The sequence below is a fragment of the Priestia endophytica DSM 13796 genome (assembly GCF_900115845.1).
GTDB classification, from domain to species: Bacteria; Bacillota; Bacilli; order Bacillales; family Bacillaceae_H; genus Bacillus_I; species Bacillus_I endophytica.
The window spans coordinates 331945-343766 of the sequence record NZ_FOXX01000003.1; the positions used below are offsets into that span (position 1 = coordinate 331945).

The window sequence follows — 11822 nt, forward strand, 5'->3', positions numbered from 1 at the left end:
AAGGGTGTTTTTTTCGTTGTTGTTTTAATGTAGGCAATTCTTCCGAAAAATGACACCCTTATTTTATTTATTTTGAGAAGAATCCTTTAAGAGCAAATGCTACATTTTGCGGTCTTTCTGCTAGACGACGCATAAAGTAGCCAAACCAGTCTTTTCCAAAAGGAACATAAACACGCACTTTGTAGCCTTCTTGAATTAGACTTAGCTGAAGCTCTGAACGGAATCCATATAACATTTGAAATTCAAATTGCGTACGAGGAATGTTATACTTTTCGACCATTTCTTTCACTTTCTCAATAATATTATGGTCGTGAGAAGCAATAGCTGTATAACTTCCACTTAATAGATGTTCCTCAATAATGCGTACGTAGTTTTTATCAACATCTTCTTTGTTTTGAAAAGCAACTGTTGGAGATTCTTGATACGCTCCTTTCACAAGCCGTAACGGAACTCCTTTCAAATCTTTTACATCTTGCTCTGCTCTGAACAAATATGATTGAATAACAGTCCCAACGTTATCATATGTTTCTCGCAGTTCTCGTAAAATATCAAGTGTCATTTGACAATGAGCATAGTCTTCCATATCAATTCGCACAAAGTTATTATACTGTTTCGCTGTGTCCAAAATACGACGCATATTATCTAAACAAAAGCTTCGATCAATGTCTAGTCCAAGCTGCGTCATTTTAACAGATAAGTTACAGTCTACCCCATTAGCGGCCATTGCCTCTAATGTTCGTACGTTATATTGAGTGGCTTCTGTTGCTTCTTCTCTACTTGAGACGAATTCACCTAAATGATCCAGTGTGCAAACTAATCCTTTTTCATTAAGTTCGCGGACTTTTTTCATCGCCCCTTCGATTGTATCTCCAGCAACAACTTGCCCAGCACCGAATCGAAGTCCCCATTTTTTAGCTGCTTTATTTAGCACTCTATTTTGTGAAGCGTGAAGAAACACATTTTTCGATACATTTGCTAACATATGATTCTCTCCCCTCTCTATGTTCCTTACACTTTTTTAATAAAGGAGAGCAAAATGCTCTCCTTCTTCTTAATTAAAGAGTCACACTCGTTGTTTTAGCTTGTAGGTGAAGAATTAAATAATCAGGGCCGCCAGCTTTTGAATCTGTACCAGACATATTGAAACCGCCAAATGGATGGTAACCAACAATCGCTCCTGTACAACCTCTGTTAAAGTAAAGGTTCCCAACGTGGAATTCCTCTTTCGCACGTTCAATATGGCTTTCTGTATTTGATAAAAGAGCTCCTGTTAAACCATAATCTGTATTATTTGCAATCTCCATCATGTGATCAAAGTCACGCGCTTTTGAGAAAGCAACAACAGGGCCAAAGATTTCTTCTTGCATAAGACGCGCTTTTTCATCTACGTCTGCGAAAATTGTTGGTTCAATAAAGTAGCCTTCTGAATCGTCTCCTTTACCACCAATCATTAATCTTCCTTCTTCTTTTCCAATTTCAATATATTTTGAAATCTTATCAAATGAAGCTTGATCAATAACAGGACCCATATACGTATTTACGTCTTCTGGATTTCCTAGTGTTAATGTTTTTGTTAACTCAACTGCTTTTTCTAATACTTCGTCATACACATCTTGGTGTACAACTGCACGAGATCCTGCTGAACACTTTTGTCCAGAGAAGCCAAACGCAGAGTAAACAATAGAAGAAGCTGCTAAATCTAGGTCTGCATCACGGTCAACAACAACAGTATCTTTTCCGCCCATTTCAGCAATAACACGTTTTAGCCAAATTTGACCAGGATGTACTTTTGCAGCACGCTCATAAATACGGCAACCAACTTCACGAGATCCTGTAAAAGATACGAAGCGAGTTTTTGGATGATCTACAAGATAATCACCTAGCTCTGCGCCGCTTCCAGGAATGTAGTTTAGAACACCATCCGGAAGACCTGCTTCTTTCATTACTTCAATGAACTTCGCCGCAATAACAGGAGTGTTGTTTGCAGGTTTAAGAAGCACTGTGTTACCAGTTACAACCGCAGCAGCTGCTGTTCCAGCCATAATTGCAAATGGGAAGTTGAATGGAGAAATAACGATTCCAACTCCTAATGGTACATAGCCAAATGAGTTTTTCTCTCCTTCACGGCTTTCAACAGGAACACCATCTTTTAGTTTCAGCATTTGACGAGCGTAAAACTCTAGGAAATCAATTGCCTCAGCTGTATCAGCGTCAGCTTCTTTCCATGGTTTACCTGCTTCTTTTACTAAATAAGCTGAGAATTCATGCTTGCGGTTACGAATGATAGAAGCGGCTTTAAATAGTACTTCTGCACGTTCTGTAGGATCAACTTTTTTCCATGTTTTAAAAGTTTCTAATGCTACTTCCATTGCTTTTTCCGCTAGCTTTTGATCCGCTTTTGAAACACGACCAATAACTTCCCTCTTGTTTGCTGGATTCACAGAAATGATTTTGTCTTCTGTTTCAATTTCTTCCTTACCAATAACAAGTGGATAATCTTTTCCAAGAGATGATTGAACAAGCTTTAAAGCTTCTTGAAACTGTGTCTTATTTTCCTCTACCGTAAAATCTGTAAATGGCTCATGTTTGTACGCTTTGATTTCTGTATTTGTTGTCATTTTATTCTCTCCTTTTAAACAGTCAATTTTGTAAAACCACTTTCATAACAAATTACGTGTAAAGCCATCTCTTTAAAAACATCTTTTGGAGTATATCTCCACCTCAGTTATCTGACTTTTTATAATTTATTAAATTTTCTATGCTTTATTATAAACACATTCGTTTTCGTTTGTATACACTTTTTTTAACAAAAATGTTCAAATTTTTGTTTTTGAACAAAAGTGTTTAAAAAAATACACAACCTCTTCTCCCTTTTTCTAACATTCTTTTCTATAGAAAAAAGTAACTCAAAGAGAAAAATTGCCTTTTAAATCTAAAAATGTAAAATTTCATGTTAGAAAGTCGAACAATGTATTATACTTTCTCTTATTTCTTATATATACTTAAGATCATCTACAAGTGAAACTGTATAAAAAATACTTTAATTTACTAAAAACAGTAGACAATGTTGTATAATTTAAATTATCATACAATTAAGAAATTTTTATGAACACTATTTTTATTTATCTTTTTAGTAAAGGAGGAATATAGCTCGTTTCCTAACAAATCTACGATTTTGAAAGCGTTTTCTATTTTCGATGTCGCAAAGGAGGAACTACATAATGAATATGGAACAACCGCAACTAAAGAAAGAATTAAAAATTCGTCATATTACAATGATCTCCTTAGGAGGAATAATCGGCGCTGGGCTTTTTATAGGAAGTGGAACCCTTATCGGTCAAACAGGACCAGGCTCTATCTTCTCTTACGCTTTTGCAGGTTTATTCGTTATTCTCATTATGAGAATGCTTGGTGAAATGTCTACAGCTAACCCGTCCAGCGGTTCTTTTGCTACTTATGCAAGACAAGCTCTAGGTCCTTGGGCAGGATATACGATTGGCTGGCTTTATTGGTTTTTCTGGGTAATCGTTATTGCTGTTGAAGCCATTGCAGGATCAAATATTATTCAATATTGGTTTCCAGGCATTCCTTCTTGGGCTATGAGTCTCATTCTTACTTTCTTATTAACCCTTACAAACGTGTACTCCGTTAAGTCATTTGGAGAATTTGAGTACTGGTTTTCTCTTATAAAAGTAGTTAGTCTTGCTTTATTTTTAATTCTTGGAGGAGCAATTATTTTAGGCCTTATCCCAGGCGTTGAATCACCAGGAACAACTAACCTAGTTGAACATGGCGGCTTTCTTCCAAATGGCATAAGCTCCGTACTTTTAGGTGTGGCACTTGTTATGTTTTCATTCATGGGAACTGAAATTGTGGCAACAGCAGCTGGAGAATCAGCAGATCCTGAAAAAGCAATTACAATTGCTACAAGAACAGTTATTTATCGTATTCTTATTTTTTACCTTGGATCAATGATGATTCTTGTTACGCTTCTTCCTTGGGACTCTCCAACTCTTCTGAAGAGCCCTTTCGTTTCCATTTTAGAAATGGTAAACGTTCCAGGAGCAGCCCAAATTATGAACTTTATCGTATTAACAGCTGTCCTTTCTTGCTTGAACTCAGGTCTCTACACAAGCTCACGGATGCTGTTTTCAATGGCTCAAAAAGGAGATGCTCCTCGCATGTTCTTAAAAGTAAACAAAAAAGGAATCCCTTTTAATGCCATTATAGGTTGTACAATTGTTTCCTATATTAGCGTTGGTTTTAACTATCTTTCACCAGATAAAATCTTCTTGTTCTTAGTGAATGCTTCTGGCGGAGTTGCGCTACTTGTTTATCTCGTTATTGCCTTTTCACAATTAAGACTGCGCCATAGGTATGAGAAGACAAATCCCGAAGCGCTTAAAATTAAAATGTGGTTTTTCCCTTACTTAACGTATATTACAATCGCTGCAATGGCTAGTATTTTCTTTGCAATGGCATTCATTGATTCGCTTCGCTCACAGTTTTATCTCACAACATTGATTGCTTTATGTGTTGTAGCCTCTTATTTCTTAATTAAAAAGAAAAATGTAACAAGCGTTGCAACGACTACAAAAGAAGAAATTTCATAATGAAAAAGCTCCTTACTTTCATGTAAGGGGCTTTTTCATTATCTCTTCATTATTTTCTCTCACGATGAGACATTCTTTCTAAGTTTTATTTATTACGCAAAACTTAGACTCAGTCTGGATTACAGGCAATCTTTCCATAGCGAAGTGCATCATAGATCGCTCGACCATCGCTTGACGTTGTTTCTGAAAACTTAATAGGCAAAAGAGACAATGCTATATAGTAGACAGAAAAATAAACAAACTGATAAGAGAATAGAGAAGGCTCCACTGCACTGTATACTACTAACCCATTCATAATCAAAATAGAAGCTAGGTTAGCAATTATTCCTCCTGCATATACAAAAGCATGGGTAAATCGATTATCAATCTTTAATCCTTCATAAACACAAAAGGAATCTAAAAAATAGACAGACTTAATTTTAAATTTCCCCTTCTTAAAAATCGTTTTACCACGACCAATTGTAAAATCTACTCTTCCCCCAAAAAGAATAGCAACGATTAAATGTCCTAGTTGATGAGTTATGGCGACAAGTGGAAGGACAATTAAAAAGGAAAAGAAAAACTTCGGTAAATCTTCAAACCCAAACATGATGGTCCCTCCTGTTAATTTAATGGACGGAAGCTTATAAAAAGTTTCCTTTTCTCTCCTACATTCCACCTTTTTTTTGTTCAAAACCTTTTTTTAAATAGAAAAGAAAAAAAAGAACACAAAGATGTGTTCTTTACATACGCTATGCTATATTTTTAGCCTTGCTCCGTAAGTCAGCAGCAAGTGTTTCTAGTTTTTGAATAAGAGTTGAGCCTGTTTCATTTGCCTTTTGAGACTTTATCGTAAGCTGAGCCTGATGCTCTATGTAAACGTCTTTTTGATGTCCAAGCCAAGAGCTCGCATGTACACCACAAGCATTTACGTTTTCTTGAGCACCTTCATTGAAGTGGTTAACAGCTCTTCTTACCGTGTTTGCATAGCTTTCAAGGACAAGAGCTTGTGCTAAATATTTTGCTTTTAGAAATTCTCGCTCAATTGCCTCTCCTACTGTATCACTCACATGGTGTAGCGCATCCCCTACTTTATGTGCAGCATCGCTAACCTCATGTGTAAGATGCTCTAATCCTTGCTGTCTTGCCATATCTTATCCTTCCTTCCATACCACTCTATCTTTCCATTATAAAGGGATAAAGTAAGATATTGGATGGTAAAAAAGACTCTTTTTCCTCTTCACCTCTATCTAAAGACCTATATCTCTATTAAAAATGCATTTTCACATAAGAATAAGCTCTTCTCTGAAGAGAAGAGCTTATTCTTAGCGGTCTTTTACTTTTCCAATTTCTTTTTGAACATCGCCTTTTAATTTATCTTTTTTACCTTCATTCTGCATGCGACGATCATTCGTGGCGTTCCCGACTTGATCTTTTGTTTCTCCCTTTACTTTATTCACTGCACTTTTCACTTTTTCACTAAGTCCGTTGTTTTTACTCATTTACATCACCTTCTCCTTTTTAAATTGTTATTTTTTCTTTTCCCTCTCTTAAAAAAATCAAACATATTATAAATTCTGATTGAAAAGAGCTTTATGATAGACTAGCTCTAAGGAGGAATGAATATGAAAACAATGCTTATCGTACACGATGTCGTAGAATACCGTTCCGCAATTGAAGAAGTTGCTGAAGGATTTAATGTAATTATTGAAAAAGACCAAAGCAAATGGAAAAACTACGTGGAAGAAGCAGAAGTTATGCTCGGTTGGAGAAAAGAGATGAATGTTGAAGAATTTAAGAATCTTCGCTTTTTACAAAGCTGGAGCGCTGGTGTTGATACACTTCCACTTACAGAACTTAAAGAAAAGAAGGTTTTTCTTTCTACAGCAAGTGGCGTTCACGCTTATCCTATTTCAGAAACTATTTTTGGACTTCTTTTATCTTTAACAAGAAAAATTCATACATATGTAAGAAATCAACTCGAGAAAAAGTGGCATAATAGCGGATTGAGCCTAGAACTTCATGAGAAAACAATTGGGATCATTGGAATGGGCGCCATTGGTAAAGAAACGGCTAAAATTGCGAAAGCTTTTAATATGAAAACGCTAGGTCTTCGCCACTCAGGTAAAGAAGAAAAGTATGTTGATGAAATGTATACAACAAAAGATCTCCCTTCTTTCTTGCCTCACTGTGATTATGTTGTGATTACACTTCCTCTCACTGAAGATACACACGGAATGTTCGGTGAAGAGCAGTTTAAACAAATGAAAAACTCAGCATTTCTTGTGAATATTGGCAGAGGTGAGCTTGTTCGTGAAAGAGAACTTATTCACGCTTTACAAAACGCGGAAATTGCAGGAGCTGGGCTTGACGTTTTTGAACAAGAACCACTTGAAGAAAACAGCCCGCTTTGGGAACTCCCAAACGTGATTGTGACTCCACATACTTCTGGCGCTACTGAATATTATGCGAAGAGAGTTGTAGAAGATATTTTTCTTCCAAATGTAAAAGACTATCTCAGTGGAAAAACACCTTCTATTAATACAGTGGACTATGAAAAAGGCTACTAATTCCGCAAAGAGACACTGTATTCCATCAAAAGCCTTTCTAAGCTTTTAATGGAATACTGCTCTAATAGGGAGCTTTTTTAAATTTTTCTCCATTATCCTTATTTTCTTCCCTGTTATTTTCTTCTTCATGAAATTCAACAGTATTTTGTCCTGTAATATAATCAAATGGCGTATAGTGGCTTTTAGAAACCATACGTTTTAAAATAAAAAATTTGTAGCACGCAACCAAAACTATCAAAATAAAAACCATTGTAAAAGTAAGAAACATAAGAGATAAAAAAAGCAACGAGCTTCCCCTCCTCTATTTTTATACGTTTTCTTCACTTTGTTGGTTTCAATAAAATCGACTAAATGAAAATTATGGATGAACAAAGAAAGCAAGAGAAAGACTAGAAAGATCCATTCATTTTTGTATACGTTTTCTTTCTCCTCTATTCATCTTCTTTTTTATGTGCTATAGTTTTTATAATTACATTATTAGTAGTAGAGAAGGGATTAAATCATGAATGGAACATACTCTCCATACATAACGTTCACGGAAAAGGAATGGTCTAAGCTTCGCTCTGTTACACCTTTTCCATTAACAAAAGAAGAAGTCGAAAACTTCCGAGGCATTAATGATAAACTGTCCGTCCGTGAAGTATCAAACATTTACTTACCGCTTTCTCGTCTTTTAAATCTTTATGTAAAAGCTTCTCAAATGCTTTTCAAAGGTACACACGACTTTCTTGGTAAACAAGGCAGTAAAGTACCTTACATTATCGGAATTGCCGGAAGTGTCGGCGTTGGGAAAAGCACAACAGCACGCGTTATTCAGGCGCTTTTGTCTCGCTGGCCTGAACATCCGCGCGTTGATCTTGTAACAACAGATGGCTTTTTATATCCTAAACATGTGTTAGAAGAAAAAGGACTCATGCACCGCAAAGGTTTTCCTGAAAGCTATGATACAAAATATTTAATTGATTTTTTAACAGCTGTAAAATCTGGAGACCCACATGTTAATGCGCCTCTTTATTCACATGTGCTATACGATAGAGTTCCAGATGAATATACTCATATTTCACAGCCTGACATTTTAATTTTGGAAGGCATTAACGTTCTCCAACAAATGCAAAATTTTGAGACTCCTCAGCTCTCCGTGTCTGATTTCTTTGATTTCTCGATTTATGTAGATGCTGATGAGTCTGATATTTTCCGTTGGTATGTAGAACGTTTTAAAATCTTTTGTCAAACATCTTTTCAAAACCCAGATTCTTATTTCCATCGCTATGCAGGCCTTTCTGAAGAAGAAGCAACAAACATAGCGACAAATATTTGGAAAGATATTAACCAAAAGAACCTTCATGAGAACATTCTTCCAACCCGCTATAGGGCAGATCTTATCCTTCGTAAAGGACAAGATCATGGAGTAGAGAAAATCCGCATGAAGCAACTATAAAAAAGAGAGCCACTACAAGTGGCTCTCTTTTCACATTCTCTTCTTTTCAAAAAGTTCTTTTTCTTTCCATTTTCCATATCTGTAATAGAAATAGACAACTATACTGCTAATTAAAAAGCTAATGCCCATTCCAAGACCAATTCCCATCTCTCCAAAAAAAGCAGATAAACCATATGTTAGTGGGTAGCGTAGCACCCAAAGGGAAACAACATTTAAAAGTAAAATTTGAATCATAGCTCCCGAAGCTCGGACAACTCCATTTAAAATAAAATTAATCCCAAGGAGCGGATAAAAAAAGGCAATAATTTGGAGGTACTCTCCTCCAAACTTAATAGCACTCTCGTCATTTGTAAAAAGACTAACAGCTTCATGAGCAAAGAAGAAAATGATAACAGAAACAACAAGCATAATGACCAAGTTGTATAAAACCCCATACCGCGCAATTTTATGCACTCGATCCCACTTCGAAACACCTATGTTTTGACCAGCCATACTGCTAACAGCTGTACCAAGAGCCATTGCTGGAAGCATTAGTAACGAATCCAGACGCTGTGCTGCCCCAAAACCAGCTACAGTATGCTCTCCAAAACTTGTCACAACGCTCATAATGGCCATTACCCCTGAAGAAATCACCATCATTTGCAGTCCTGCAGGAATACCAAGCTTTAAAATAAGCAGGATTTCTTCCTTTTGAGGTAAACTCGGCTTTGTGAATGGAGCAAGCTTTTTCCTAATTATTAAAGCTAGTCCATACAGAAAAGCAAACGCTTGTGAAATAAGGGTTGCATATGCAGCTCCTTCTATTCCAAGATGAAACTGTATAATAAACAATGGTGCGAGCACTGTATTAAGAAGAACCGCAATACATACAAACTTTAACGGTGTTCGGCTGTCTCCTAATGCTCGTAAAACAGTTGCGATAAAATTATAGCCGAACAAAAAGAGAATCCCAACGAAGTTAATCTTTAAGTATAACGTAGCTTCATCAACCATTGATGGCGGCGTTCCTAGCATCATTAAAATTGGACGAGCTAAGAAATAACCAACAACTCCAAGCACAAATGCTAAACATGTAAGCGTAACAACGAAGGCATTTAAATAGTTTTTTAAGCCTTCTTCATTTCCTTTCCCTTTTTGCTGAGATAAAATGGTTAATGAGGCATTGTTTACTCCAATGACAAATGATAAAATCGTAAAAATCACGGTACCTGATACTGCAACAGCTCCAAGCGCCTGAGCCCCTAGTAAATTACCAACCCACAAACTATCAATAAACTGATAAGACGTCTGAAGCAAGTTTGTTAGTAAAATGGGGGTTGAGAACCATAACATTTGCTTAAATATATTTCCCTCTGTAAAGTCATACCGTGCCATATTTATCCTCCCCCTTTTTATTGTCTTTCCCTATTATGCCAAAAAGAAGAAGGTAATTCATGCTATTTGACTTCACATTTTTTAATACATTTAAAAAGGAGCGTAAAGATGATTCATTCATTAAAAGTTGGGCAAGCAAACGTGTTCGTCATTCAAGAAGAAAAAACAATTATCGTTGATACAGGGGCCCCTAAGAAAAATGTTTAAAAAACAGTAAAATGATTATAGGAGATCTTTTAGTGGGTGGACACATTGGCGGCCTTTTTCTTCCTCATAAACCGAGACACCATTACTTTGCTCATAATATGGATGCTGTTCGAAAAAGTGTTCAACGTTTGATTCATGAGAAACCAAGTAAAATCTATGTTGGCCACGGTGGTCCTCTAACTTTTCAAGACATTCAAAAGCAGAAATTTTAACTCCTTCCTCTTAAAGTGAACATGCTTTTGAGGAAGAAACATGGGTAAATGAGCAAAAATAAATTCGCTCCCCACCACATGATGTCAAAGTCTTTTCTTACAATCCAAAAGCTAAGCGCCATAAGTCCTGCACAAAAAGTAAGAAGAAGAGAACAAAAAGCAAAAGATTCCCAGTTTCTATTGTTTCTTCTATATAAAGCTAAGCTTATAAACCCCGTAATTGAAATAAGGATATCTAGTGGAAAGAACGACCAATTCCATGCTACAAGAATGGGATTTTCGTAATCTTTGAATGCATAGTGAAGAGGAATAAAATGAAAAAGCGTGAGCAACCAATAAAGAACAAAACCGATATCTGTAACGAGAAAAAAATAAGGAAGAGATCTCATCTGTTTTCCACAACTTTCTCATCTTTATAAGCTTCATGCTCGCTTGATGTGATGTTTAGCGTTATGACTCCAATCAAAATAAAAAGAATAGCGATAACTTTTACTATGCTTATTTCTTCTTTAAAATATAGAAAGCCGATCCCTGTAATAAGGACGATTCCCATTCCAGACCAAATAGCATAAGCAATTGAAATTTCTATGTTTTTTAAGGCAAGTGTTAAAAAAGTAAGACTTCCTCCATAAAATGTGAGCATAAGGAGGCTAAGCCCCCATTTCTCTAACCCATTTGTTAGTTTCATTGTTATAGTTCCTGCGAGCTCCAAAATAATCGCTATACTTAAATATATCCAATGCAAAATTCTCTCCTCCTAAGCTTTAATTCCGTTCATTAAAATCTCCACAATCTGTTGAAGAAGCTCCCCTAGCGTAAGATTGTGTTCGGACAAGGAAGTATAAGCATTATTAAAAGCTCCAATGTACATTTCAATAAAAAGCGGAATCGATATATCCTTAAGAATCCCTTCATCTTTTGCTTGTTCTAATAAATGTGTTATGATGTTCCACTCTTCTTTTAAAAATAGCTGAACTTTTTCCCATTGATCATAGTGATACTTTTTTAGTTCAAGAAGGAGTCTTGCATCCATTGCTTCCCCTTCTGCTGGAACGCAAACAAGTAACAGTTTGATTTTCTCTATAAGAGAGAGTGTTGTATCTAACGCTATTTTCTCCTCCTTTACTTTTATTTCCGCCAAAAAGCAGTCCACAATCTTATTGATAAGATGGTTTTTAGAAGGAAAATGTTCATATAACGTTCGCTTGCTTACAGATAGTTCAGTAGCAAGCTCATTCATTGTAAATTTTACTCCTTTTAATTTTAAAAGTTTTATCGCTTCCTCCATTATTCTATTTTCCATATTTTCCACCTCCTAAAACTAATGGTACCACAAAAGTTTTTTTAGTACCATCAGTTTTTTCCACTCTTTTCCTAATTAATTACTGCACAATCTTCTGAATATTAAAAGGGTTTTTAGAGGCCGTGT

14 protein-coding genes are annotated in these 11822 nt (G+C 36.0%); 4 read left to right on the plus strand and 10 right to left on the minus strand.

What is annotated here, in order from left to right; genetic code table 11:
• Positions 1–67: 67 nt before the first annotated feature.
• Together BM012_RS08420 and pruA are read right to left on the minus strand one after the other, a co-directional pair.
• Positions 68–982: a proline dehydrogenase family protein gene (locus tag BM012_RS08420; protein WP_061805060.1), complete on the minus strand. Its 915-nt coding sequence runs from the start codon at positions 980–982 to the stop codon at positions 68–70.
• Positions 983–1055: 73 nt separating this feature from the next.
• A complete protein-coding gene (pruA, locus tag BM012_RS08425; RefSeq protein ID WP_061805059.1) occupies positions 1056–2618 on the minus strand; it encodes an L-glutamate gamma-semialdehyde dehydrogenase in 1563 nt (520 codons plus the stop codon).
• A 609-nt stretch (positions 2619–3227) separates the two neighbouring features.
• On the opposite strand from pruA, the gene BM012_RS08430 reads away from it, so the two are divergent.
• On the plus strand, positions 3228–4613 hold the full coding sequence (locus BM012_RS08430) for an amino acid permease (protein WP_372439984.1): 1386 nt from the start codon (positions 3228–3230) through the stop codon (positions 4611–4613).
• A gap of 109 nt (positions 4614–4722) precedes the next feature.
• Here the strand turns inward: BM012_RS08430 and BM012_RS08435 are convergent, their stop codons facing one another.
• The 3 genes from BM012_RS08435 to BM012_RS08445 all read right to left on the minus strand — a co-directional run bounded on the left by BM012_RS08435 (position 4723) and on the right by BM012_RS08445 (position 6094).
• Positions 4723–5202, minus strand: a complete 480-nt coding sequence (locus BM012_RS08435) for a site-2 protease family protein (protein ID WP_061805057.1) — start codon at positions 5200–5202, stop codon at positions 4723–4725.
• Positions 5203–5344: 142 nt separating this feature from the next.
• Positions 5345–5743: a hypothetical protein gene (locus BM012_RS08440; RefSeq protein ID WP_061805056.1), complete on the minus strand. Its 399-nt coding sequence runs from the start codon at positions 5741–5743 to the stop codon at positions 5345–5347.
• Between the two features lie 174 nt (positions 5744–5917).
• Positions 5918–6094: a CsbD family protein gene (locus BM012_RS08445; RefSeq protein ID WP_064505017.1), complete on the minus strand. Its 177-nt coding sequence runs from the start codon at positions 6092–6094 to the stop codon at positions 5918–5920.
• Positions 6095–6211: 117 nt separating this feature from the next.
• Here BM012_RS08445 and BM012_RS08450 point away from each other — a divergent pair, with 117 nt between their 5' ends.
• Positions 6212–7162, plus strand: coding sequence for a D-2-hydroxyacid dehydrogenase (locus tag BM012_RS08450; RefSeq protein WP_061805055.1), 951 nt, complete (start codon positions 6212–6214; stop codon positions 7160–7162).
• Between the two features lie 61 nt (positions 7163–7223).
• Here the strand turns inward: BM012_RS08450 and BM012_RS08455 are convergent, their stop codons facing one another.
• Complete coding sequence (locus BM012_RS08455) at positions 7224–7448, minus strand: DUF3951 domain-containing protein (RefSeq protein WP_061805054.1); 225 nt, start codon at positions 7446–7448, stop codon at positions 7224–7226.
• A 216-nt stretch (positions 7449–7664) separates the two neighbouring features.
• Here BM012_RS08455 and coaA point away from each other — a divergent pair, with 216 nt between their 5' ends.
• On the plus strand, positions 7665–8600 hold the full coding sequence (gene coaA, locus BM012_RS08460) for a type I pantothenate kinase (RefSeq protein ID WP_061805053.1): 936 nt from the start codon (positions 7665–7667) through the stop codon (positions 8598–8600).
• 30 nt (positions 8601–8630) lie between these two features.
• Here the strand turns inward: coaA and BM012_RS08465 are convergent, their stop codons facing one another.
• Positions 8631–9974: an MATE family efflux transporter gene (locus BM012_RS08465; protein ID WP_061805052.1), complete on the minus strand. Its 1344-nt coding sequence runs from the start codon at positions 9972–9974 to the stop codon at positions 8631–8633.
• Between the two features lie 239 nt (positions 9975–10213).
• Here BM012_RS08465 and BM012_RS08470 point away from each other — a divergent pair, with 239 nt between their 5' ends.
• Positions 10214–10393: a hypothetical protein gene (locus BM012_RS08470; protein WP_061805051.1), complete on the plus strand. Its 180-nt coding sequence runs from the start codon at positions 10214–10216 to the stop codon at positions 10391–10393.
• On the opposite strand, the gene BM012_RS08475 is transcribed toward BM012_RS08470, so the two are convergent.
• Genes BM012_RS08475 through BM012_RS08485 form a run of 3 tightly spaced genes read right to left on the minus strand, consistent with a single transcriptional unit; the run spans position 10390 to position 11696 of the window.
• A complete protein-coding gene (locus BM012_RS08475; protein WP_061805050.1) occupies positions 10390–10782 on the minus strand; it encodes a YvaD family protein in 393 nt (130 codons plus the stop codon). The genes BM012_RS08470 and BM012_RS08475 overlap by 4 nt on opposite strands.
• Positions 10779–11138 carry a DMT family transporter gene (locus tag BM012_RS08480; RefSeq protein WP_061805049.1) on the minus strand — a complete coding sequence of 120 codons (360 nt, stop codon included), beginning with the start codon at positions 11136–11138 and terminating at the stop codon, positions 10779–10781. The genes BM012_RS08475 and BM012_RS08480 overlap by 4 nt, the downstream gene beginning before the upstream one ends.
• A 12-nt stretch (positions 11139–11150) precedes the next feature.
• Positions 11151–11696 carry a TetR/AcrR family transcriptional regulator gene (locus BM012_RS08485; protein WP_061805048.1) on the minus strand — a complete coding sequence of 182 codons (546 nt, stop codon included), beginning with the start codon at positions 11694–11696 and terminating at the stop codon, positions 11151–11153.
• Between the last annotated feature and the right edge of the window lie 126 nt (positions 11697–11822).